Below are 23,580 nucleotides of genomic sequence, written 5' to 3'. Positions count from 1 at the left end.
CACACTAAGAGGATACCATGGCACTGAAACCAAGAATCGCCGTCATCATCGGCTCCACCCGTCCCACTCGCTTTGCCGACAAACCGGCACAATGGATACTGAAACAGGCGAGGGCGCGCGACGATATCGACGTCGAACTGGTCGACCTGCGTGACCATCCTTTACCGTTCTTCGACGAGGTGGCGTCAAACGCGTGGGCGCCAAGCCAGAGTGCCGAAGCAGTCCGCTGGCAGGAGACCGTCGGTCGTTACGACGGCTACATCTTCGTCGTCGCGGAATACAATCGCTCGATCACAGGCGTGCTGAAGAACGCGCTCGACCAGTGCTACAAGGAATGGGGCCGCAAACCGTTCACCGCTATCGCGTATGGCAGCACCGGAGGATCGCGCGCGCTCGAACACCTGCGAGGAATTGGTGTCGAACTGCAGATGGTTTCCACGCACGCAGCCGTTCATATTGGCGGTAGCGATTTCTTCACGGTAGCCGCGATGGGCGGCAACAAGCCGATCGAGGAGATCGAAGCGAACCTCCTGCCGTCAGCCAAGACTGCGCTCGATGAACTGGTCTGGTGGGCAAAGGCCACGATGGCTGCCAAAGCCGCGGAAATCTGACTTCTGGACAAAGATCGGCGTCGTGGAAGTTGAACAACTTCCAGACGCTTTTTTTTCATTGTGAGGGAACCAAGCGATGGAGGCTGACTAAAAAGGTGGTAGCATCGTGAAGAGTTATCCGGCGAGCATTCATTCACTCGGCGGAAGTCGGCTGCGTGCCGACTAGGCGACTTGAGCCGTCGAAGAGATTGCAGCGACCGTCTCCCTGGTGTCGACGATCGCGCTGGCATAGCTCGGGAGGTTGACCTCCAGCGCCGCGTGCATCATTTCCGGCGAGTAGTCCGCGACAGCGTCCTTCACGACTGTCACGTCGTAACCAAGTTCCGCGGCGTATCGGACCGTGGCCTCGATGCAGGTGTGGGCGACAAGCCCGATGACGATGACCCTTTGTATACCGTGCCGCTTCAGCTCGAGCTCGAGATCGGTGTTGGCGAAGCCGCTGGAGCACCAGTGCTCCGAAGCGACGACCTCGCCCGCCACTGGGACGAATTCGGCGCGGAACTCACCGCCCCAGGTTCCGAACTCGAAGCTCTTTCGGTTCCACGCCGCACGCTGGATAGGCGCCACGAACTTCCAGTTTTCGTAGTCGCCATCCCGGTATCGATGATGCATCGCGAAGAAGACGCGGAGTTTCGCGGCGCGCGCTGCGTTCAACACCTCCAGCATGTGGGGAACGCAGTTGTTGGCCTCCGCGACCTCCTTGATTTTGGGCCAAATCTTCCCACCCTCGGAGATGAAGTCGTTGTAGGGATCGACCACGAGCAATCCTGTATTGCTCCGGTCAAAGGACAATTCCGCCATGGTATTCTCCTTCAGTGGTCAGGCCGCTTTCGTGGACGAGTTCTTCAATGCCGCGCGCTCGATGCTGGCCGCAAACAACGGCGTCTCGCCCCTGTTGTGAGCGATCGACATCGGCTGGCGCTGGGTGCGGAACAGGTCGAACGGGATGCCCTGGCGGTCGAGGAAGGCCATCATTTCATCCGTCGCGTAGGACCTGACCCGGTTCGTAAACTCGCAATGTGCCGCATCGACCTTCTTCACACTCAGTTCCCAGGTGACATGGATGGTCACCCGGCCGTTTGGTGTAAAGACGTCGGAATCGGAGTCGAGGATCAGGTGATCCTTTTTACCCAAGGTCTCGATATAGTGCTGCACCATCAGGCTTCCGCCGATGGTCTCCACGTTGATGGACATTCGCTTGCCGTCGGGCGCAGTCGTGAAGCCTGCGGCGATATGCGCCGGCGAGCAACCCTGATACTCCTTTTCCGGCAGGTTGAAGCACCAGGTCGGAATGTCAATCTTCTCAATCGGTGCGTTGATCGTGGCTGAAAAGCTCGAATCGACGATCTGGTTTTCAGTGCTGTACATACGACGTCTCCATGGTTGGGCGGATATAGCGGCGCCCACCGAGGACGCGCGATCTCAATCATCTGGTTGGCGTTCGATAGTTGGTGCCCGCGCGACCTGCCATACCAATGCGCGAGCACCGCCTCTGCCTATTTTTCGGCCAGAGACTCCGTGTAGTGTCCAAGCCTTGCCTCGATATCCGGATCCGTCTGCAGGCCCATCTCCATCAGGCGGCCGATTTTCTTCTGCGCCGAGGGACGCTGCACGGACGTAATGAAGGCGTCCCACCCGGCACCAATTTCGGGGTCGCTCGGAAGACTTGCAAAGTCGACCAGGCGCTTCGTGTCGGCGATAGCCTGTCGATCGAATCCGGAAATCCTCGTGGCAAGTCCGTCGACGAACGCGTCAAGCTTGTCGTCGTCGAACGACCGGTTGACGTAGCCGTACTTTTCCGCGAGATCGCCGTCGATGTCGTCGGAGCCGAGCAGGACTTCAAGTGCCCTGCCGCGCCCCATCAGCCTGGGAAGCCGCGCCATCGGGCCTCCGCCTGGGACGAGGGCCGCCCCGACCTCCCATTGCGAAAGGATCGCCTTCTGTCGGCTGGCGAAGCGCATGTCGCTGGCAAGCGCAAGCTCGCTGCCGACGCCCGTCGCCCTTCCGCGGATCAGGGCGATCGAAACGACAGGGGACTTGCTTATGCGAACGAGCATGTCCGGAAGCGGATGGAGGCCGGTCGGTCCCGAGGGGAGGCCAGTGGACTCAGCAAGCGGCGGCGTGAAGTTGTAGTGGGTAAGGAAAAAGCCCGGCACAGCACTGTCGAACACCACGACCCTGAGATCGGGATCGGTCTCGATCTCAGCGACTACCTTTTCCATCTGGGGGATGGTCTCCGGTCCGAAGATGTTGAAGGGAGGGTTGTCGAACGTGACGCGCCAATAAGCAGGCGTCCGTTTCTGCACGGTGATCTGCGCCTGCCGCTTGTCGGACTGAGCCTTGATATCCGGGGGGCGCGCCACCTTTTCGGCGACCTTCGTCTGACCGGAAAGGGCGAGCGCCGGCAGGAGTAGCAGGGCTGTGGCGGTAAGGAGCGTCGAGGACATGGCAACGGCCCCTGTCGAAGTCCGTGGTCTGGCTTTCATGGTTGCCTCCATTCTGGGTTTGAAAGCGAATTCGTTCGCTAGGTTTCGATCTCGAGAACGAGTTCGATCTCGACGGGCATTCCGAGCGGTATGCTCGAAACGCCAAGAACGATGCGGGGTGGGAGCCTGTCGGGCCCGAAGACCGAAAGGAGCAGTTCGGACGCGCCGTCTGCGACTTTCGGATGCTCGCGGAAGTCACTCGGCGCCGCGATGTAGACGCCTAGCTTTGCGATAGTTCGAATCCTGTTCAACGATCCAAGGTACGAACGTGCCGCCGCCAGACCGCTCAAGCAGGCCGTTCGCGCGGCGTCGTAACCGTCGGCTACGGAGATGTCCTTGCCGACGAGTCCCATATAGAGGGGACTGTGTCCCACCACGGGAAGCATGCCGCTCAGAAAAAGCAGCGACCCGCTCTGTATCGCCTCGACATAGGCGCCGAAGGGCGTCGGTGCAGGCGGAATGGCAAGAGCGAGCTCCCGCACCCGCGCCTCTGCGTTCGGGGCTACCATTTCCCAAGGTGTGCGCCGTTATCGACGTGCAGCACTTCCCCGGTAATGTTGGCGGACTCGGCAAGATAGACGACGCCGTTGACGATCTCCTGAACGGCTGTGATCGTTCCCATTGGCGACAGAGATTTCAAAAACTCCCTTGGGTTCTTGGCATGCAGCGGCGTGTCAACGACGCCGGGCGAAACTGCGTTCACCCTGATGTTGTCGGCAGCGTATTCCAACGCGAGGCTTTTCGTGATCGCGTTGAGGCCGCCCTTTGTGATCATCGGTAACGACGCCGTCACGCCGGCAATCGGATGGTCCGTCAGCGACGAGGTAATGGTGACGATACTTCCCCCGGACGTCTGACGCAGCATCTGCCTGATCGCCGGGTTGGTGAAATTGATGAATCCTTCGACGTTCGTCGCCGAGAGGCGCCGGAAGTCATCGATCGTGTAATCGAGAAACGGCTTCGTGAGAAACACTCCGGCGTTGTTGACCAGGACGTCTATCGATCCGAATTGGTCAACGGCCGCCCGCGTCACCCGCTCGGCGGTTTGCGGATCGGCGACGTCGCCGCTGATCAGTTCAAGGCGGCCAGTGCGGTCGAAAAGGGTTGTCTCGCTGATGCTCCTCGAGGTTCCGACAACGTTGTAGCCCCTGTCGAGAAACGTTTTTACCAGCCCGGCTCCGATCCCTTGCGAAGCGCCGGTGATGACGACGGTCTTATGCACGCTCATGCTTGCCTCCATTCCCGCGATGCGGGCTCCCTTCGTCCGCCAGGTGGCGGTCCGTTCGCTTCGGTTTTCGATGTGTTGACGGCGACCGTCGGACTGAACGTTCTGGCGATCGCCGTCGGCCCACCGCTCTATCCGGACCATCGCGCCAAAAAACCCGCCCGGATATTGTACGAAGGTGTCCCCGATACTTTCGGATCGGCGTCAGTGTCAGGAAGACCAAGGTGCAATAGACGTGGAAGGCTGCCGCGGGTATCACGCTCGCAACGTCAATGCATGAAGTGGATGTAGACATGAAACGCTGGCCGGATCGACGCATTCTCGACCTGTTCGGAATAGACCTTCCCATCATCCAGGCGCCCATGGCCGGTGCGACGACGGTCGATATGGTCGTCGCCGCCGCCGAGGCAGGCGGTCTGGGTTCTCTTCCGAGTGCACAGTTGAGTGTCGCTGGATTGCGCGAGGCGCTGGGCGAGGTCCGAGCGTTGACGAAAGCGCCGATAAACGTGAATTTCTTCTCGCACGTGTCGCCACCCGCCGACCCGGCGGCGCAGATGCGCTGGAGAGCCTTGCTCGCGCCCTACTACGTCGAGTCCGACCTTAATCCGGCAGAATCTGTTGCCGGGGCCGGTCGCGCGCCGTTCGACGCGCTGTTTTGCGAAGTTGTGGAGGAGTTTCGGCCGGAAGTGGTGAGCTTTCATTTCGGGCTGCCCGAAACAACTCTGGTCCAGCGGGTGAAAGCGACCGGAGCAAAGATCGTATCATCCGCGACAACGGTAGCCGAAGCCGTCTGGCTCGAAGCGAACGGCGTCGATGCGGTCATCGCGATGGGTATCGAGGCGGGCGGCCACCGTGGCAATTTTCTCACGCACGACATGGCGACGCAGGTCGGTACGATGGCGCTGGTTCCGCAAGTGGTCGACGCCGTGAGTATCCCGGTGATCGCGGCGGGCGGCATCGCCGACGGGCGAGGCGTGGCCGCGGCATTAATGCTTGGCGCCGCCGCCGTCCAGGTCGGAACGGCCTACCTGTTCTGCCCGGAAGCAAGGATCCCGGCCGTCCATGCGGATGCGCTGGCTTCAGCCGGAGACGACAGCACCGCGATTACGAACGTCTTCACCGGCCGTCCGGCGAGAGGCGTCGTCAACCGGCTGATGCGTGAGCTCGGACCGCTTTCGGACACTGTCCCCGCATTTCCAACAGCGGGCGGTGTTCTAGCCCCCATCAGGGCGAAGGCCGAGGCGGCGTCACGCAACGACTTTACCAATCTCTGGGCCGGGCAGGCCGCCCGACTGGCGTCGAGGGTCGGTGCCGCCGAGCTGACACGAAACCTTTATCAGGCAGCATTGGACGTTTTGGACAGCCGCAAGCCTGTATGACCCGAATGCGCCAGTCCTGCCGCGCCGCGGCAGACTGCCTGCCGCCATCCGAGGGTTCACGCGTGCCATTGCGCACATTACCTCGACGCAATGCAGCGCGGCAAAGTCTGCGATGGTTCCTGACGGGAACCGTGCGCGAGCCCGAAGCTGCACCTCCTCTCCCAAGTGAAGGACAGCAAGATGTCGAGCCACAGTCCGAATCCATATGCCGTCGTGCTTGCCGGTTCCGCGTCGCTAGCCATCGCCATGGGCGTCGGCCGGTTCGCCTTCACGCCCATCCTGCCGATGATGCTTCACGACCAGGTGCTTGATCTATCCCTAGCCGGTGGGCTCGCCACCGCCAACTACGCTGGCTACCTTGCCGGTGCATTGGCTGCAATGCTCGCGCCCAGGCGGTGGGATCACACGACCATCATTCGGCTGACTCTGGTTTTCACCGTGCTCCTGACGGCTTTGATGGCGGCGCCCTTTGGTCACGTCTGGGTGCTGCTCCGGTTCCTCGCTGGCGTTGTCTCTGCCATCGGGTTCGTGTTCACGTCCGGCTGGTGCCTGGCCCAGCTTTCCGGGACAGGGAGTTCGATCGGAAGCGCGATATTCACCGGTCCTGGCGCAGGCATTGCGGTGTCGGGACTGGTCGCCAGCGCGATGACGGTTCTCGGTCTTTCCGGCAGTACGGCATGGCTCGTGTTCGCCGCGCTCTCGGCCTTCAGCAGCGCAATTATCTGGCGGACCTTTCGGCGGACTTCGAAGTCGTCGGAAGCCTATTCGGTCGGCCCGGCGACGAGTGCCTCCGGCAAGGTGCCGAAGTCCGAGATGCCTCTGTTCGCGGTCGCATACGGGCTTGCCGGCTTCGGCTATATTATTACGGCGACCTATCTCCCGGTCATAGCGAAGAACAGCATTCCCGGCTCGCCGCTCCTGACTGTATTTTGGCCTCTTTTCGGCATTTCAGGGGTCGTTGGGTCATTGCTTGCCGCACGGGTAAACCACACTGCCGACGTAAGGCTCCATCTCATTGGTGCATATCTTGTACAGGCGGTCGGGGTCGCGCTGTCTGTGGTCTGGCACGACGCGCTAGGCCTGGCACTGAGCAGCATTCTTGTCGGCCTCCCGTTCACGGCGATCAGCTTCTTCGCGATGAACGAAGTCAGACGAATCCGATCGAGCCACCACGCGCGCTATATGGGACTGTTGACGGCCGTGTTCGCGATGGGGCAGATCATGGGGCCGCCTGTCGTCGGCGCAATCATGGGCCGGGTGGTCAACGTCGATGCAGGGTTCGATCTCGCACTCGCCGTCGCCAGCATCGCTCTGGTCGTAGGGGCCGGGATATACGTCCTCATGATCCTGATGTTTCCGGGCGAGCGCCGTCGCAAAAAGCTTGGCGGAGCGGTTCGCCAACCCTGAAGAGGTCAAGAACCGAGCCGGTTTTCCGCGCCAGCGCGCGGCGATAACCCGGGAACCGCAACGGCATACCTGTCACTACCATTGGCCAATAGTCTCGCGTGAGCGCGCCAGTTCCATGTTCGACACCATGGTACAATGGATCGGGCGCTCGTCTTTGCGCATGCTGGTGGTGTGGACGAGCCGCGCCAGACAGCTAGGTCATCCGGTTCGCTCTCACATCCTGCAGCCAGGCGGACGCACGGCTTCGCAAATTCAATGGAGAAAATGATGAGCAAGATCCTGATGGTACTTACATCCCATGATCGCCTCGGAGATACGGGCAGGAAGACGGGTTTCTGGCTGGAAGAATTCGCCGCTCCGTACTACGTCTTCAAGGATGCCGGCGTGAGCATCACCGTCGCGTCCCCGCGCGGAGGGCAGCCGCCGATCGACCCGAAAAGCGATGAACCGGGCAACCAGACACCTTCCATGACGCGCTTCAAGGAGGACAAGGACGCTCAGATGGTGCTGGCGAACACGGTGCGGTTGGCGACTGTCGACGCCAAGGATTTCGACACCGTGTTCTATCCAGGTGGGCACGGTCCTATGTGGGATCTGGTGGAAGACCGGAAGTCGATCACGTTGATCGAAGAATTCTACGGCGCCGGCAAGCCGGTGGCGGCGGTCTGCCACGCTCCGGCCGTCTTTCATCACGTGACCTATCAGGGACATCCTCTCGTGAAGGGAAGCGGGTCACCGGTTTCGCGAATACGGAAGAGGAGGCCGTGCAACTCACGAAAATCGTTCCCTTCCTCGTCGAGGACGATCTCAGATCGCTCGGCGGGCAATACGAGAAGGCCGAGGACTGGGCGAGCTTCTCGATTGTCGACGGTCTCCTCGTCACGGGACAGAATCCTGCCTCATCGGCGGCTGCCGCGCGGTCCCTCCTGGGGCTTCTTTGACATGGGAGGAGCATGCCGATGAACGGGCAGTTGATCGAGATCGACGGCGACCAGACCAAGCAGGGGGACGGCAGCCCCCTGGACACGCTGATCGAATTCTACCGCGCTTTCAACTCGGCGGATCTGGCCGGGATCGAGGCCACATGGTTCGATGGCGCAACACCCAGCATGGACAATCCGATCGGCGGCATCCGGCGCGGGTGGGACCAGATCGCCGAGGGCTACTCGAAGCTTTTCCAGGGACAGGTCAAGGTCCACGTGACCTTCCACGACTTCACCAGTCAGGGTGGCGACGACTGGCATCTGTTCGTCGGCCGCGAACGTGGAACGTGCAGGACGCCGAAGGAGACGCTCGACGTCGCCTTCCGTACGACCCGCTGGTTCGTGCGCAAGAACGGGTCTTGGCGACAGCTCCATCATCATGGGTCGGTCGAGGACCCGAAGATGTTGGCGGATTACCAACGGCTAATCTTTGGATAGCGAGAGAGGAGCGCCGGCAATGTCGGCGCCCCTGAAACTGCGCGCCGCGTTAACTTAGGCCCTCACGCGGTCGGTCCTATTGGTGGTCGCGAACCAGGGGTCCAACCTCCGTGCCGAGCAACTCTATCGACCGACGCATGGCTTCGGTCTCGAGCGCGGCGGTGCTCATCTGGAACGTGAAGCGAGAAACCCCTCGCAGTATCCTGTTAACATTCAGCATCTTCGCGGCGACTGTTCGTGGGCTGCCGACCAGGAAGGCGCCATTCGGACCGCACATATGTTCGAATTGCGCTTGCGTGGGGGGCGGCCAGCCCCGTTCCTTTCCCGCCTCCGTGAACATTTGGAACCAGCCTGGAAAGAATGCTTCCTTCGCGGCGTTGTCGGTCTCTGCGACAAAGCCAAGAGCGTGGACGCCGATCCGCTGGTTCCCCGCAGGATGGCCTGCGGCAAGCCATGCGCGACGATAGAGTTCGACCAGCGGCAGGAAACGCTCGAAGCTTCCGCCGATGATCGCTACCATCAGCGGCAGTCCAAGCGTTCCGGCGCGGACGAATGATTCGGGTGTTCCGCCGACGCCCAGCCAGATTGGCAAAACCGCTTGATGCGGGCGAGGAAAAACACCCTCGCCATTGAGCGAAGGGCGAAAGCGGCCTTGCCACTTGATATTCGGTTGCTCTCTGATCTTGAGCAGCAGGTCGAGCTTTTCCACAAAGAGCGCATCGTAGTCTCGCAAGTCGAAGCCGAACAGCGGATAGGCATCCACGGACGAGCCGCGCCCGACCACGATTTCCGCCCGTCCGCGGGATATGAGGTCCAGGGTGGAAAATTCCTGGAAGACCCGCACGGGGTCCGCAGCGCTTAGGACCGCGACGGCGCTAGTCAGCCTGATCGTCTTGGTGCGAGCGGCAGCTGCCGAGAGGATCACGGCCGGCGCTGAGTCTAGTGCATTGGCTCGATGGTGCTCGCCCATTCCGAAGACATCCAGACCGACTTGATCCGCGAGTTCAACCTCAGTGAGCACGCTCGCCATCCGATCGACGGCGGACTGAAACCTGCCTGTGGCAGGGTCGGTCAGGAGCATTGCAAAACTATCGATCCCGATTTCCAATGATGGATCCTTTCAAGGCAACGTTTTCGCCTGAACTCACGAAGGGTCGATGCTGCCCCCGCAGAATGCGTGCCACTCATCACACGGGAGGCCGGCGCCGCGCCAGCCTCCTTTTCATGATGGAAACCATCGAAATATTCGATATGTGAAAGCATGACGAAGTGCCGCCGATCCGCCGCGCACCTTCCGTCACGCCCAGGAACTGGCGTCTCCCACCGCCTTGGCGAACGCCTCGGGGGCTTCCTGAGGAAGGTTGTGGCCAATTCCGCCCGAGACCAGACGGTGTTCGTATTTCGCCTTGAACTTCAGGGCGTAAGCCTTCGGATCCGGATGAGGCGCTCCGTTTGCGTCGCCTTCCATCGTGATCGTGGGCACGTGGATCTCTGGACCGGCGGCCAGCTTGGCTTCGAACTCGTCGAACCGCGACTCTCCTCCCGTCAGGCCGAGCCGCCAACGGTAGTTATGGACGACAATCGCCACGTGGTCAGGATTGGAGAATGCCGCAGCGCTCCGTTCGAACGTGGCGTCGTCGAACTGCCAATGCGGGGAGGCGAGCTTCCAGATCAGCTTGGCGAAGTCGTTCGTGTATTTTTCGTATCCTTCGCGGCCGCGGTCGGTAGCAAAGTAGAACTGGTACCACCACTGGAGTTCGGCGGAGGGCGGCAGCGGTGTCTTTCCGGCAGTCTGGCTTCCGATCAGATAGCCGCTGACGGAAACTAGCGCCGTGCATCGTTCCGGCCAGAGCGCGGCGACGATGTCGGCTGTCCGGGCACCCCAGTCGAAGCCGGCGACAGTCGCCGTATCGATGCTCAGGGCGTCCATCAGCTTAATAGCGTCGACGGCAAGCGCCGACTGCTGGCCATTGCGCATCGTGTCGTCGGACAGGAACCTTGTGCCGCCGTATCCGCGCAGATGCGGCACGACTACACGATGACCCTGGTCTGCCAGTAGCGGTGCTACCTCGGCGAAGCTGTTGATGTCGTAGGGCCAGCCGTGGAACAAGAGAACTGGCGGCCCGTCGGCGGGCCCGAGTTCTGCGTACGCGATACTGAGGTCTCCGGCGTCGACGCGCCCTCCCGCGACGAGACCGCCAGTTCTCATCCTTGTGGACTGATCCGCGCGCGCGGGCTGCCCTGCGAGGATTCCCGCGGCAGACAGTCCAAGTGCGACGCTACCGAAGGTGCGGCGTGTGAGGGTCGCGGTTTTAAGATTGCGCATGGCTGCTTTCTCCGATGATGGGATGGCGAATAACTGCTGTCCGAGGAGCTCCCAGAGAATCATTCGCTTCGCGGAGTTTGGGATAGGGAGGAAAACTTCGCTACTAAACGAAGGTATTGGCAATACCAACGTATTGCGGCACCCCCGCCGCCGCCCGACAAGCAAGCAGCGTCTATCCCCGTAGTGCCAGATCAAGTACAGGATGGTTTAGGGTTTGCGGCGGACTTCACGGCTAATTCCCTGTGTCCAGTTCTTGCACGTATCGGCAGCCCACAGAGGCCCGCTCGGTGGAACCTGGTGTTGAAGATCTCGGACCTCTTATTGCGTTCGACAGAAAATTCCTTGCTCCCGGGTTGATCGCGACTTCAAGAGTTGACCTCGACCGCGGCGGCCATGACCTCCGAAACAATGGTTTCGACGTCCGCCATCTCCGTGCGGTGGTTCACGAAGCAGGCGCGGAGCGCGAACTGTCCGTGGATCGTGGCATTCGAAAGGTAGACGCGTCCGCGAGCGACAACCCGCTGCAGGACCGCCTCATTGTTCTTTGAGCGATGCCGAAAGCAGACCGCGCTTAAGGGCACGGGGGCGAGAAGCTCCAGATCGGGAGCTTCCCTTATGCCTTGCGCCAGCATCTGCGCATGTCGAAGGTCGCGTGCGATTGCTTCCCGGAAGGCTTCGCGCCCGTGATACTGAAGGGACAGCCACAGCTTCAGGGCTCGAAATCGACGTGACAACTCGATCGTCTCATCAAAGAAGGCGAAGGCCTCGCCAGGGTCGGCGTTGAAGATTTTGACATAGTCGCCACTGTCGGAAAACGTGGTCCGGGCGGCGTCCCTTGCGCGGTAGAGAAGACACCCGCAGTCGATTGGTTGGTAAAGCCATTTGTGGGTGTCGAGCGAGATCGAGTCCGCCATGTGCAGACCTTCGAGCTTCTCCGGGGCTGCGAGAGCTGCCAGGGCGCCATATGCGCCATCAACATGAAGCCAGAGGTTTTCAGACGCCGCGATCTCCGCTGTCTCCTGCAGCGGATCGATTGCCCCTGTCGCCACCGTCCCGGCGCTGGCGACGATCGCGATAGGAATCCTGCCCGCCTTGCGGTCTTCCGCAATGGCGTTCCTCAGGAAATCCATCCGCATGCGAAACTCGCTGTCGACCGGTATGAGGCGAAGGTTGCTGCGCCCGAGACCAAGCAGGGATACCGCCTTCGGGATCGACATGTGCACTTGCTCGGAGGCGTAAACGACGCCGGGTCGGGCACCATCATCGTTGGCGGGAAGTCGGCTCTCGCGGGCCATCGCCAAGCCCATCAGGTTGGCGATCGAACCGCCGCCGCAAAGGCTGCCCGCAAATCCCTGGCATCCGATCGCTTCCGCGAGCCATCCGACGACCACGCGTTCTATGGTGACAGCGGCCGGTGCGGAACGCCACGCCGTGACGTTCTGGTTCATGACAGAGGCCAGAAAATCCCCCACCGCGCTCACGGGCTCACCCGAGCCGGCAACATAGCCGAAGAAGCGTCCGGTACACGGGCGAACATGCTCCGCGATCGCTCGCAAGTCATCAAGAACAGCGCCGCGCCGGCCCTCGACTGGCCATGCACGGTCAAAGAGATGCGAGGTTTCCGGCCCGCTCGTTTGTGGGTAGGATCCTCGATCGTCCAGGGACGTCCAGTAGTCGGTGGCGAATCTTGCCGTCTCGGCAAGAAGTACGGTCAATTCGCTGTCCGAAATCTCCAATGCGTGCATTGCGACATCTCCGCTGGACCTTTCCAAGCTCAACGTATTCCTGCCGAGCGCGGACGACAAGCGTTGCGCAGTTCGGGCAGCGGCTCCTTCCGGGCGTCGAACCGGCCTCCTTCCTCAGCGGCGCGTCGAGAAGTTCCAATGCATCGGCTGCATTGACCATCGAACCTTCGATGTCCGCGGCGGGTTGAGTGAACACGAGCCGCAGGTGGCTCGAGGAAGGGATGCGAAGTACCGCTCGGGGAGGCAAAGGCCGAGCTGGAAAGACTTGTGGCAGACGGCAGGTTCAAGGCGACCGAACGCCAGCGCGCCATTCTGCGATACCTCGCGGAGCGACGCTTCGCCGGATGCGAACAGGGGGTCAAGGCCTATGCTGTCGCGCTCGACGTGCTCGGCAGGCCATCCAACTTCGATCCCTCCACCGATCCCATCGTCCGCATCGAGATGAGCCGCCTGAGAACCTCCCTCGACACCTTCTACACCGCGTTCGGCAAGGATGGCATGCCCTCGATCCATCTGCCGAAGGGCAGCTATGTTGCGCTGTTTCCTAAAAAGCACGTAGCCCACGACCCCGCTGACGATCCGGACGAGGCCGCGGTGGAGGCGGGCGTTCCTTTCGCCGAGGGCCAAACCGCCGCACCGCCTACCACGCTACCGAGGCGGAAGATGGCCTGGGCATTGGCAGGCCTTCCGATACTTGTTCTCGGGACGATCGTGTCACCGATCCTCTTCTCAAGTCCTGTCCACACTGAAAAGCCCGTGGTCGCGTTGGTCTTCCACGCCGCGCAAAACGAACTGCGCGGCGAGGCTAGCCAGACCCGCGACATGCTGTTGGCCGGCCTCACGGAGTGGCAGACGCTCACGATCACATCGGAGGCGAAACCCGGCGACTACGAGGTCGATCTCAAGTACTATGGAAACGACGATGCGCGCAGCGTGTGGTGGCAGGTCGTCGACAGCGGCTCGCGCGACATACTCAAATCGGGGCTGGAGTCCATTCAGACCGACGGCCGGAGCGACGCCGCGATACGCGACGAACTTGCTTCCGCGCTCGCCCTCCGCCTAGGCGGGACGCGGGGTGTCATCAACGAGATGGAGCTTCAGAAGGCAGACGAGGATGCCATCGGCAACGTTTGCGTGCTGCGGGCCGAGAACGCGCTCGGCGAGGGCGGCACCGAGGGTCCGGCGGCTTCGATGGCATGCCTCACCCGGTCACTTTCCGAAGACCCCGCCGACAGCGACGTGCAGGCGCTTCTCGCACGAGTGATCGTCGCCGTCCCGACAGAAGGCAGGGAAAAGCAGCAGGGATTGGCGAGAGCCAGGTCTCTGGCGGCGGCCGCGGCGTCGGCCTCGCCGCTCTCCTCCCGCGCACAGTCCGCCATGATGGCGGTCGAGTTTGCGGAAGGCAGGGTGGAGGCCGCCGTCCGGTCAGGCAACCGGGCGCTCAAGATCAATCCGAACGACGCGGCTGCCGCCGCGGCTCTCGGGGCAGTCCTGTTTTCCAATGGTGACTTCGACGCCGCTCTCGCGCTTGCTCGCAACGCCTCGAGTTTGGGGGGAGCCGTGCCGCGCGACGCGATCGTGGTTCTGGCCCTGGACGCCTACCGCAAGCAGGACTGGGCGCAGGCCTCGCTACTTGCCGAACAGATGGACTGCAAGGACGCGGTCGTCGGAGCGCTGCGGGCGGCGGCACTGGGACAGCTTGGCTCGGATCTGGCACCGGGTCGACTTGCTGACGTTTCCCGTCACGACGCTCTGTCCGGCAAGTCCATCCGCCAGCGACTGGAGGCGAGAGGGCTGCAGCCGACCATCGTCACGGAACTCGAAGCCGGACTGGCGAAAGCGAGGCGCGTCCCGACATCATCCGGAGACAACCCGGCAGTAACCCTGCGATAATTTACGCCCGTTTGCGGTAACGTACTTCCGACCAGCGAGAAAAACGTCGAGGTGGGCGAAGGCTCGTAAACCGGACGCGAATCAGGTTGAGTATCGGGGGGATGGCACCAACTATCAGAGGGATTGCAGGATGCAGAATTCGACGGTGTTGTGTATGTCACTTCTGGCAGCAACTTTCTTCGTGGCACCGCCGACTTTCGCCGCCGATCTCGCACCCGCTTTCGCTCCACAGCCGAGCGAGCGAGACCCGGACCACTGGACGTTTTCCTTCGCTCCCTATCTCTGGGCCGCCGGCGTGACGGGCGACACCGGTGTTTTCGGACTGCCGGAGGTACACACCGACCAGACCTTTGGAGACATCCTCGCTGATATAGACTTCGGGTTCATGGGGGCGGGTGACGCGCATTATGGAAAGTACAGCCTCTTCACCGATATCAGCTACGCGCGGATAACAACAAGTTCCGCGACGGTGCGGGGCGTGCTGGCGGACGAAGTCAAACTGAAGACGGAGACCTTCACCGCCATGGTGGGTGCCGGATATACGGTGCTGGAAAGCCAGGACGGCAAACTGGACGTCGTCGGTGCGGTCAAGCTCTGGTCGACCGAAACCACGATCTCCTTGAGCGGCGGTCCGCTCGGTGGAGCTTCCGCCCGCGACGATGCCACCTGGGTCGACGGACTTGCGGGACTGAGGGGAACCTATTCGATCACGCCCACCATCTACCTCACGGGATGGGGGATGATCGGAGCAGGCGGCGCGGATCTCGATTGGGATGCGATGGCCGGCATCGGCTACAAATGGAAAGACAGTGTTTCCGCCATCGTTGGCTACCGCGCACTGGGTGTCGATTACAGCAACGGAAGCCTGACGAGCGACATCATCCAGCATGGTCCGATCATCGGGGCGGCCTTTCATTTCTGAGGTGTCGACGGCGGTTGGAAATCGTCTGGTTTTTCCGAAAAAATGGCCATCGCCACCGGTCATGGGCAGTCTGCAGGGTGGCAATGGAAACGGCACCGATGCCGACGGAAGCCAGGATCGCATCCCCTACCCGGGGAACTCTTCGCATCTGATTTCACCGAAAGCGCGGCTGGATTGGCGCAAAATTACCTGCAGTCCACCGCCGGGTTCAAAGGTGGGAGTGCCGATTGCTTCGAGATCCGACGGGGAGGCTCTCGCGACGCGATCCGACCTGCCAACACAGCTCTGTCGAACGTGACGGCCTCGCCACGGAAAAGCTTTCTCGAGAGGAGATCGATTTCCCGCCGCAGCTCGGGCGAGCCGTCATCGGCCCATTCTCTCAAGCTCCGGTACCCGCCACGCGCGCTCCACCTCATCAAAGCATCGTAAACCTGCGGCTCTGGCGCGCTCAGGATAGTCCGCCGCAGATCGCCCAACAGACGGCGTTCGGACCGTTGTCGGGGACGAGCGTCGTGGCGTCGGTGCGCCAAGGCGTAGGCCGAGACGCAGAGGAGAGCCGCAACGACCAACGCGGCGACGAAGATGCCGATCGATCGGGTTCGCGACCAGTCGCGCTCCGGCTCTTGTTCCTCGACAACCGGCGGAATTCCGATCGCGGCAACCTTCGGTTCGAAAGTCACTTCCGCTCCCGGAAGCATGGCAGTGGCCGCCAGGTGGGCGTCGACGTCAAACCAGGGGTATGCGATGGGCGGAAGCGCGAAGGTTCCCGACTGCTCGGCGACGTAAGCGACCGTGTCTGTCCTGCGGCTTCCAATCTCTCGGCCGACGGAAACGCCGTCCTCGATCCTCGGATCCCTTCGATAGCTTCGCAAGCCCGGTACTTCGGCCATTTCCACTGGAGGCATCGTCATGGCCTGCGTGTCCTCGGCATAGACCGTGATTGTGCGGAGCAGGGCGTCGCCCGCCTTGAGCGTCGAGAGATCCCGGTCAAATTCCTGCGTGATCGTCAAGGCGCGCGCGGCGAAGGTGGGCGCTGCCGCAAGAGTGGAGCCGACAGCGAATGAAACGGGCGTCGTTGCTATCGTCGCCTTCTTCGCCACGGCGTCTTCGGTATAGGAGACCGAAATCTGGAAGGAGGGAACGTCGAAGCGGCCGTCGGTTTCCGGGATGATCGAGTAGCCGCTTCGTATCCCGGAGAAATCGACGCCGTCGATCGATTGGACGAGATTTTGCGAGCGTTCATTTGAACGGGTTACGAGCGCGCCCGGAACGTCGAGCAACGGCAGTTCTGGAGCCGACGTAAAGAAGTCTGGCACGAGCACATCGACGAGAAGATGCACCTGCTGGCCCGGAACGATCTGTCCGTCCTCCTTCAGGGCGACGCGGACGATCGGTTCAGCCGCGTTGGCAACGAAGGGGAACGTGAGCGTCAGAAGCAACAGCAGGACCCTCATGGCTTCCTCGTCTGCAGTTCAAGCGAGAACTTTCGCGCCATCAGATCGGCCGGGCTGACGACGATGTTCTTCACCCACATCTCCGATGTCTGTTCGCCGACGTCCATGCGACCTGCCTTGCCCTTCTTGCCCTTGTCGTCGAACTCGACGCTGTCTGGCTTGAGATTGGGTTGCTCGGGCTGCTCCTCTTCCTTTTCCTTCTGCACCTTGAGCAGCCGCTGGGCCAAGGCGAGGTTGTCGGTCGCTTCCGGCCAGTCCTTCCGCCGTTCAAGCGCCTTTCGGTATGCCTCGACGCCTTCCTCGAATTTTCCGAGACGCAACAACGCGTTGCCCTGATTGAACCAGCTTTCAGGAGTATCTACCAAGGCGAATGCTTCGTAGGCTTCCTGAAAACGGCCCGCCCGGTAGTTTGCGACCCCCTTCCACATCGGATCGTCGAACGTTTTTCCGGCAGCCTCGTACTTCCCCTGTTCGAAGGCGACGCGGCCCTGCTGATCGCGTGTCAGCCACATGTCCGCGAATGTCCCGGCTTCCGCGCTGGACGGGGCGAAAGCCTTCAGCGCAATGAGCACGACCGCGACCTTCACGACCCAGCCCCTGCGGAACGACAATGCAAAAAGGAACGCAGCCGGGATGACGAGCCACCATCCTTTATCCATCCAGCGGTCGCCTTCGGCGGCGCTTCTCTGCGCGAAATTCGTCCGCACCCGCTGTGCCACCCATCGAACGTCGGTGCCGTCATCCGTCATCGTCGCGACAGCGGCCCCGTTGGCAGAGGCGAACGTTCGGAGCGCGTCGAGATCAAGCTTTGCTATCGTTCGAGCGCCGCCCTCGGCAAGGAGCTCCCCGTCCGGCCCTTTTACCAAACCACCTTCGGTCGTGCCGACGCCAAGCACGACGAGGCCTGAGGACAGGCCATCGATCTTCCGTTGGGCGGCGGCTTCCACGCCGTCGGTCATCAGGAGAATGGTCCCGGACACGCCCTCTGCCTTCAGCAGAGCGTCGGCCATTTTGAGTGCGGCACCCGTGTCCTTTCCCGGAGTCGGCATGATGCGGGTCGCAAGTGCGTCCGTGTAGTCCTCGACCAGATCCGCATCGTCCGTCAAAGGGATGACGAGATGTGCTGTTCCGGCATATCCGACAACGCCTGTCCTGGCGCCGGGTCTGGCGGCAAGCAGGTCCCTGATCTTCAGCTTTGCTCGCTCGATCCTGCTTGGACTGATATCGATCGCGTCCATGGTAGTTGACAGATCGACGACGATGACAAGCGATGCTGTGTCTTCGACGAAGGGAGGCGCTTCCCGCTGCCATGTCGGTCCGGCAGCTCCGATGGCCGCAAGCGCGAGGACGGCAGCCATCGCCCACTCAGGACGAAACCAGCTTCTTCGATCTGCCTCGATGATCAGGCTGTCGAGAAGATGCGGGTCCATCATGCCTTTCCAACTCGAGCGGATGTCGCCCGAGCGCCTCGACAGCCACACAAGCATGAGCGGCACGACAAGCGCTAACAGAAGCAACGGGCGCAGGAAATGGAAGTCTCCGATCACGCGGCAGCCCTCCTTCGGAACAGGCCGACGCCGCCAGAAACGAGGTAGTAGCCGCCTAGCAGCAATGCGGCGGCGGCCAGCGGCCAGTGAAACAGCTCCCGCCGCGGTCGCCAGGAAAGCGTCTTCTGGTCCTCCGGCGTGATCGAGTCGAGGGTGGCGTAGATGGTTGCCAAGGCGGCCTGGTCTTCGCCGAAGAAAAAGCGACCGCCGGTGTCGGCGGCGATCTTCTGCAGCGTCGCCGCGTCGAGCTTGTCTTCTCCGGTCGCCTGTGGATCTCCGATCCCGACGGCGTGGATCACGATCCCTTTCGCCTTTGCGATCTCGGCAGCCTTTAGGAGCGGCATCTTGCTCGCGGTATCGTTCCCGTCCGTCAGCAGGACGAGCACCTTCTCCGGCACGGCGGTCTTCTCGAACATCCGGATCGCAAGACCGACCGAGTCCCCCACGGCGGTCCTTGGCCCAGCCATCCCCGGCACGATGCCGTCTATCAACGTCCGCACGAGGGCGTGGTCCATGGTGAACGGCGCGAGCGGGTATGGCGCGTCCCCGAACGCGATCAGCCCAATGCGGTCTCCACTGCGCCTCTCGACGAAGTCCGAGACCACCGCCCTGACGGCGTCGACGCGGCTGCCGCGCGAACCATCGGGCTTCGGGAAGTCGCGCGTGTCCATCGACTGCGAGAGATCAAGCGAAAGCAGGATGTCGCGTTGCGGCTCGCGCTTCTCGATCGGCGGCTCGACATACTGGGGCCGGGCGAGCGCAAGGACGACGAGGCACCATGCAAGTCCTTCCACCATCATCTGGGACCAGGAGCGCCCTGGCACGACCGAACCCTCGGAAGGGGTGACGCCGGAAGCCTTCGCCACCGCGTCGAAGAAGGGAAGACGAATGGATGCTGCCGTTTCCCGGTGTGGCGGCCACAACCACCACACCAGCAGTGGCGCAGGCAGGGCGAGCAGCAGCCATGGGAGGTCAAGCTCGTACATCGTGCTTCTTGATCCAGCGGCGAGAGCTTTCCACGAGGTCCTCGCCGACGTTGGCGGGCATGACCACGACGGCCTTGTCCTCATGATATTCAAAGTCGTCCAGCAGACGCTGGAGCGCCTTTCCCTCGCCGCCGTCGAAAGACGTCGAGACGAGATCGTTCCACCCGGTTTCCGAGAGTGACGCAACCTGCTCCCGGGGCCAGGCGGCAAGTGCCGTGCGCTTCAGAAGTTCTGCAAGGCGGTGGACGCCGGCGACCCGCGTCGCGGGATGCTTCATTTCCTCGGCGACGGCGTCGAGCAGGCGCAGGGCCTCGCGGCGGTAGGCGTTCCGATGGTATCGGCGCATCGTGAAGAAGGCCCATCCAGCCAACGTCGCGAGCAAAAACGCGGCGACCACGGCCCATCCCCACGTCTGCGGAATCCATGAGACAGCCTGGGGCAGGACAACGTCATGCATCGAGCGGAGCGCCGTCTCGGTCAGTGGATCCAGCTTCGGGGCACCGTCCATCAGCGCCTCCGCTGCCGCCAGGCGGACTGCTCCAGTAGCCGTCTGAGCTGGGGTGCTGTCTCCTCGGCTGCCGATATCGGCAGCATCGACATGCCCAGCTCCTTCTGCCAGGCGCGAAGTTCACGTCCCCGGTTGCGTGCGAAAGCGTCAATCGATGTTCGAACGGATGCACGACCTAGCGGAAGTTCCGCCTGCAATCCTCCGGCGCTGACGACTATATCACCGCTCGTCGGAAGCTCCAGCAAAAACGGGTCGTAGACCAAGAGGCAAACAACGTCGTTGCTCGACGCAAGCCTGAGCAGAAGGTCGCGTGTCGACGGTCCATGTCCGTCGAAGTCGCTGACGATGATCACAAGATGGTCATGATGTGCGGTGCTCGATATTCTTCGGAGGGCTTCGTCCAGCATCTGCGGCGCGGGTGTCGCGTCATAGTCGGCGCGCAGCTTCCCGTTTTTCCCGGCGATCCTGTCGGCGAGCGCGATCACGGCGTTGCGGCTGCGATGCGGTTTCACCTCCTCGATGCCGTCGTCGCCGATCACGAAGCCTCCGACCCTGTCTCCGGACCCAAGGATGCGCCAGGCGCATAGCATAGCTGCCTCGGCCGCGGTCACCGACTTCATGGACCGTCGGCTGCCAAAGAACATGTTGATGCGCTGGTCGACGAGGATTAGGGCAGGGCGCTCCTTCTCCTCGCCGTAGACGCGGACGACAGGCTTCGACGTTCGCGCCGTGACGCGCCAGTCGATCGAACGAATGTCGTCACCCGGCAGGTATTCCCGCAGTTCCTCGAAAATCAGCCCGCGCCCCCGTAGCGCCGACTGCATGCGCCCCGCGAGTTGCTGGTGGCTCTTTGCTTTCTGGATGAAGGCGAGGTCGCGGGCACGAGCTTCGAGCGCCACGAGCTGCTCGGTCGTCGCATGGACCCCGTCATGCTCGCGCGCGCCGCCATTCATGACACCGCCACCAGCTCGGCGATGCGATCAATGACCTGATCCGGCGTCGTGTTCGAGGCGTGTGCGTCGTACGAGAGGATCAGGCGGTGCCTGAAGACGTCGTTCACCACGGATTTGACGTCGTCGGGGGTGACGTAGTCCCGACCCTTCAGCCACGCATACGATCGCGAGACCTTGTCGAGGCCGATCACGCCGCGCGGGCTGACGCCCACCTGCAGCAACTTCGCGAGTTCCTTGTCGTAACGATCGGGATAACGGGTCGCGAAGACCAGGGCGACCATGTATTTCTCGACAGGATCCGAAACAGTGACCGTGCCAATCTCGTTGCGGGCGTCGAAGACGGCTTGAGGATTGAGCTTCTGCGGTGTAGCGGCCTTCGCGGCCCCCGCGTGCGTCGCGTTTTCCTCATCGCGGTTCAGCCGCATGATCGCGGCTTCCGATGTCTCGTCCGGATAGCCGACCTCGACATGCATCAGGAAACGGTCGAGCTGAGCTTCCGGCAGGGGATAGGTACCTTCCTGCTCGATCGGGTTCTGTGTCGCCATCACCATGAAGAGGTCGGGCAGCGGGTAGCTTTTGCCGCCGACCGTGACCTGCCGCTCTTCCATCGCTTCAAGCAGCGCCGACTGCACCTTGGCGGGTGCACGGTTGATTTCGTCGGCGAGGATGAGGTTGGCGAAAATCGGTCCCTGCTGGAACTTGAATTCTCCCTTGCCGCCCTCGGAAAAATAGATCTCCGACCCCGTGATGTCGGCGGGCAGCAGGTCTGGCGTGAACTGGACGCGGGAAAGTTCGGAATCAAGGTTCTTCGCCAGACTCTTGATCGCCCGCGTCTTGGCCAGACCCGGGAGGCCTTCGACCAACAGGTGGCCGTTGGCGAGAAGGCCGAGCAATAGGCGCTCAACCATCGCGTCCTGGCCGATGATCGACTGGCCGATGCGCTGACCCAGGGCAAGGATGTCGTCACGTGCCGTCATGTGCGCTCCACGAGTTAAGAATGCACCGGTGCGGTTGCTCCGCGCCGGTGCATGTCAAGCGTCCTATTTTGCGTCCGCACCTCGATCGAGGGTCGACATCAGGGCATCCGTCATCTGGTCGAGACTGAAGCTCGCGCCCCGCTGGCTCGGTGGATAGTCCCGGAAGGTCTGCAGGAACGGTGCGACCTTCGAAATGCCCCACGAGGCCAGATAGGCGTTTCTGAAAATCCAGTCATAGTACTGGTCCGACACACTATCCGCCCGCTCGTACGGGTCCATTCGCAGGTTGAAGATCTTCGGCACCCTCAGGCAGGTCAGTGGATTGCTCCACACCTGGAAGCCGCCGGGCTGCCTCTGTTCGCAGAAAACGAACTTCCAGTTCTGATACCGTGATGCGACCAATTGCCCGTCGTCATCGAAATAGAAGAATTCCTCTCTCGCCGACTTCGGTTCCTTGCCAGTCAGGTAAGGAAGCTGATTGTAGCCGTCGAGATGTACCTTGAACTGATTTCCGTCGATGGCCTTGCCCTTGGCAAGCTCCTCCTTGATGCCAGAATCGCCCGCGGCGGCAAGGAGGGTAGGGAACCAGTCAAGCCCCGAAACCATCTCGTTGGAGACGGATCCCGGTTGTATATGTCCGGGCCACCGGACAAGCGCGGGCACGCGGAATGCGCCTTCCCAGTTGGAATCCTTTTCGCTTCGGAAAGGCGTCGTGGCCGCATCCGGCCAGGAGAACTGGTTGGGACCGTTATCGGTCGTATAGATGACAATGGTGTTGTCGGCGATCTTGAGATCGTCGAGCGCCTTCAGAAGCTGGCCGACGTGCCCGTCATGCTCGATCATGCCGTCCGCATAGTCGTTGCCCGGCATGCCGCTCTGTCCCTGCATCGAGTCCCGCACATGCGTGAAGGCATGCATGCGTGTCGTATTCATCCAGGTGAAGAACGGCTTGCCCTGCTTGACCTGGCGGCTCATGAAATCGACCGCTGCGGTCGTCGTTTCATCGTCGATCGTTTCCATCCGCTTGGTCGTCAGCGCTCCGGTGTCTTCGATCTTGCCGTCGGCGGAGGCTTTCAAGACGCCGCGCGGAGTATAATTCTTGACGAAGTCCTCGTCGTCCTTTGGCCAGTACGGGCGCTGTGGTTCTTCCTCTGCGTCCAGATGATAAAGGTTGCCGAAGAACTCGTCGAAACCGTGCTTGGTCGGAAGGAACTCGTCCCGGTCGCCAAGATGGTTCTTGCCAAACTGGCCAGTCGCATAGCCAAGAGGCTTGAGCGCCTGGGCGATCGTGATATCCCGCGATTGCAGGCCGACCGTCGCCCCGGGTAGACCGACCTTGCAGAGACCCGTCCGCAGGCAGACCTGACCGGTGATGAAGGTCGAGCGGCCCGCCGTGCAGCTATTTTCCGCGTAATAATCGGTGAACATCATGCCTTCCTTGGCAAGGCGGTCGATGTTCGACGTCTTGTAGCCGAGTACACCGAAGGAATAAGCGCTGACGTTGGTCTGGCCGATATCGTCGCCGAAGATCACCAGGATATTGGGCTTGGAGGTGTCCTGCGAGGTCGCGGGTTCGGTAACGGGGGCAGTTGTCGGCGCGGCCTGCTGCGCAGTCGCCGCTGTCAGGAAGGTCGTCGCCGTGAGCGTCAGGGCGGCTGCGGCCGTCACCGTCAGAAGTCGTCTGGAAAGTTTCATGCTCATCCCGCCCTCCGGCTCTTCATGTCGTTCAGCATCTGCTCT

At 61.8% G+C, this 23,580-nt stretch carries 21 protein-coding genes and 1 pseudogene; 7 read left to right on the top strand and 15 right to left on the bottom strand.

The window, feature by feature from the left end; translation table 11 throughout:
* Nucleotides 1-17 precede the first annotated feature (17 nt).
* On the top strand, nt 18-611 hold the full coding sequence (locus ASC90_RS08960) for an NAD(P)H-dependent oxidoreductase (protein WP_056538505.1): 594 nt from the start codon (nt 18-20) through the stop codon (nt 609-611).
* 162 nt (nt 612-773) lie between these two features.
* Here the strand turns inward: ASC90_RS08960 and ASC90_RS08955 are convergent, their stop codons facing one another.
* The 5 genes from ASC90_RS08955 to ASC90_RS08935 all read right to left on the bottom strand — a co-directional run bounded on the left by ASC90_RS08955 (nt 774) and on the right by ASC90_RS08935 (nt 4,325).
* A complete protein-coding gene (locus ASC90_RS08955) occupies nt 774-1,412 on the bottom strand; it encodes an isochorismatase family cysteine hydrolase (protein WP_056538502.1) in 639 nt (212 codons plus the stop codon).
* A gap of 18 nt (nt 1,413-1,430) precedes the next feature.
* Nucleotides 1,431-1,979 carry a hypothetical protein gene (locus ASC90_RS08950; protein ID WP_056538498.1) on the bottom strand — a complete coding sequence of 183 codons (549 nt, stop codon included), beginning with the start codon at nt 1,977-1,979 and terminating at the stop codon, nt 1,431-1,433.
* Between the two features lie 128 nt (nt 1,980-2,107).
* A complete protein-coding gene (locus ASC90_RS08945) occupies nt 2,108-3,097 on the bottom strand; it encodes an enoyl-CoA hydratase/isomerase family protein (protein ID WP_056538496.1) in 990 nt (329 codons plus the stop codon).
* Nucleotides 3,098-3,135: 38 nt separating this feature from the next.
* Entirely contained in the window at nt 3,136-3,606 is a 471-nt protein-coding gene (locus tag ASC90_RS08940; protein ID WP_056538493.1) for a RidA family protein, read from the bottom strand.
* Nucleotides 3,600-4,325, bottom strand: coding sequence for an SDR family oxidoreductase (locus ASC90_RS08935; protein ID WP_056538568.1), 726 nt, complete (start codon nt 4,323-4,325; stop codon nt 3,600-3,602). The genes ASC90_RS08940 and ASC90_RS08935 overlap by 7 nt, the downstream gene beginning before the upstream one ends.
* Nucleotides 4,326-4,615: 290 nt before the next feature.
* Here ASC90_RS08935 and ASC90_RS08930 point away from each other — a divergent pair, with 290 nt between their 5' ends.
* From ASC90_RS08930 to ASC90_RS08915, 4 genes and pseudogenes are all read left to right on the top strand, one after another.
* The gene (locus ASC90_RS08930) at nt 4,616-5,701 is read left to right on the top strand and encodes a nitronate monooxygenase family protein (protein WP_056538563.1); all 1,086 of its coding nucleotides are present in this window, start codon (nt 4,616-4,618) and stop codon (nt 5,699-5,701) included.
* A gap of 180 nt (nt 5,702-5,881) precedes the next feature.
* Nucleotides 5,882-7,108: a YbfB/YjiJ family MFS transporter gene (locus ASC90_RS08925; protein ID WP_056538560.1), complete on the top strand. Its 1,227-nt coding sequence runs from the start codon at nt 5,882-5,884 to the stop codon at nt 7,106-7,108.
* Between the two features lie 267 nt (nt 7,109-7,375).
* Nucleotides 7,376-8,049, top strand: a pseudogene (locus ASC90_RS08920) (type 1 glutamine amidotransferase domain-containing protein).
* A gap of 18 nt (nt 8,050-8,067) precedes the next feature.
* Nucleotides 8,068-8,529: a nuclear transport factor 2 family protein gene (locus ASC90_RS08915; protein ID WP_056538557.1), complete on the top strand. Its 462-nt coding sequence runs from the start codon at nt 8,068-8,070 to the stop codon at nt 8,527-8,529.
* A 76-nt stretch (nt 8,530-8,605) separates the two neighbouring features.
* Here the strand turns inward: ASC90_RS08915 and ASC90_RS08910 are convergent, their stop codons facing one another.
* The 3 genes from ASC90_RS08910 to ASC90_RS08900 all read right to left on the bottom strand — a co-directional run bounded on the left by ASC90_RS08910 (nt 8,606) and on the right by ASC90_RS08900 (nt 12,600).
* Nucleotides 8,606-9,637, bottom strand: coding sequence for an LLM class flavin-dependent oxidoreductase (locus tag ASC90_RS08910; protein WP_056538491.1), 1,032 nt, complete (start codon nt 9,635-9,637; stop codon nt 8,606-8,608).
* A gap of 189 nt (nt 9,638-9,826) precedes the next feature.
* A complete protein-coding gene (locus tag ASC90_RS08905; protein WP_056538487.1) occupies nt 9,827-10,855 on the bottom strand; it encodes an alpha/beta hydrolase in 1,029 nt (342 codons plus the stop codon).
* 365 nt (nt 10,856-11,220) lie between these two features.
* The gene (locus ASC90_RS08900) at nt 11,221-12,600 is read right to left on the bottom strand and encodes a pyridoxal-dependent decarboxylase (protein WP_056538484.1); all 1,380 of its coding nucleotides are present in this window, start codon (nt 12,598-12,600) and stop codon (nt 11,221-11,223) included.
* 267 nt (nt 12,601-12,867) lie between these two features.
* Here ASC90_RS08900 and ASC90_RS08895 point away from each other — a divergent pair, with 267 nt between their 5' ends.
* Together ASC90_RS08895 and ASC90_RS08890 are read left to right on the top strand one after the other, a co-directional pair.
* Nucleotides 12,868-14,493, top strand: coding sequence for a tetratricopeptide repeat protein (locus tag ASC90_RS08895; RefSeq protein WP_244480353.1), 1,626 nt, complete (start codon nt 12,868-12,870; stop codon nt 14,491-14,493).
* Between the two features lie 154 nt (nt 14,494-14,647).
* Nucleotides 14,648-15,415 carry a hypothetical protein gene (locus ASC90_RS08890; RefSeq protein ID WP_156392887.1) on the top strand — a complete coding sequence of 256 codons (768 nt, stop codon included), beginning with the start codon at nt 14,648-14,650 and terminating at the stop codon, nt 15,413-15,415.
* A 185-nt stretch (nt 15,416-15,600) separates the two neighbouring features.
* On the opposite strand, the gene ASC90_RS08885 is transcribed toward ASC90_RS08890, so the two are convergent.
* The 7 genes from ASC90_RS08885 to ASC90_RS08855 all read right to left on the bottom strand — a co-directional run bounded on the left by ASC90_RS08885 (nt 15,601) and on the right by ASC90_RS08855 (nt 23,541).
* Entirely contained in the window at nt 15,601-16,869 is a 1,269-nt protein-coding gene (locus tag ASC90_RS08885; protein WP_056538479.1) for a BatD family protein, read from the bottom strand.
* A complete protein-coding gene (locus tag ASC90_RS08880; protein ID WP_056538476.1) occupies nt 16,866-18,416 on the bottom strand; it encodes a VWA domain-containing protein in 1,551 nt (516 codons plus the stop codon). The genes ASC90_RS08885 and ASC90_RS08880 overlap by 4 nt, the downstream gene beginning before the upstream one ends.
* Complete coding sequence (locus tag ASC90_RS08875; RefSeq protein WP_056538473.1) at nt 18,413-19,402, bottom strand: VWA domain-containing protein; 990 nt, start codon at nt 19,400-19,402, stop codon at nt 18,413-18,415. Before ASC90_RS08875 ends, ASC90_RS08880 begins: the two co-directional genes overlap by 4 nt.
* Nucleotides 19,389-19,910: a DUF4381 domain-containing protein gene (locus ASC90_RS08870; RefSeq protein ID WP_056538470.1), complete on the bottom strand. Its 522-nt coding sequence runs from the start codon at nt 19,908-19,910 to the stop codon at nt 19,389-19,391. Before ASC90_RS08870 ends, ASC90_RS08875 begins: the two co-directional genes overlap by 14 nt.
* The gene (locus ASC90_RS08865) at nt 19,910-20,863 is read right to left on the bottom strand and encodes a DUF58 domain-containing protein (RefSeq protein ID WP_056538467.1); all 954 of its coding nucleotides are present in this window, start codon (nt 20,861-20,863) and stop codon (nt 19,910-19,912) included. Before ASC90_RS08865 ends, ASC90_RS08870 begins: the two co-directional genes overlap by 1 nt.
* Complete coding sequence (locus ASC90_RS08860; protein ID WP_056538464.1) at nt 20,860-21,840, bottom strand: MoxR family ATPase; 981 nt, start codon at nt 21,838-21,840, stop codon at nt 20,860-20,862. The genes ASC90_RS08865 and ASC90_RS08860 overlap by 4 nt, the downstream gene beginning before the upstream one ends.
* A 63-nt stretch (nt 21,841-21,903) precedes the next feature.
* A complete protein-coding gene (locus ASC90_RS08855) occupies nt 21,904-23,541 on the bottom strand; it encodes an arylsulfatase (RefSeq protein WP_056538461.1) in 1,638 nt (545 codons plus the stop codon).
* Nucleotides 23,542-23,580 lie beyond the last annotated feature (39 nt).

The organism is Rhizobium sp. Root1220, assembly GCF_001426265.1.
In the GTDB taxonomy this organism is placed as follows: domain Bacteria; phylum Pseudomonadota; class Alphaproteobacteria; order Rhizobiales; family Rhizobiaceae; genus Rhizobium.
The sequence above is the reverse complement of the archived record's forward strand: the minus strand, read 5'-3'. Positions and strand labels throughout refer to the sequence as shown.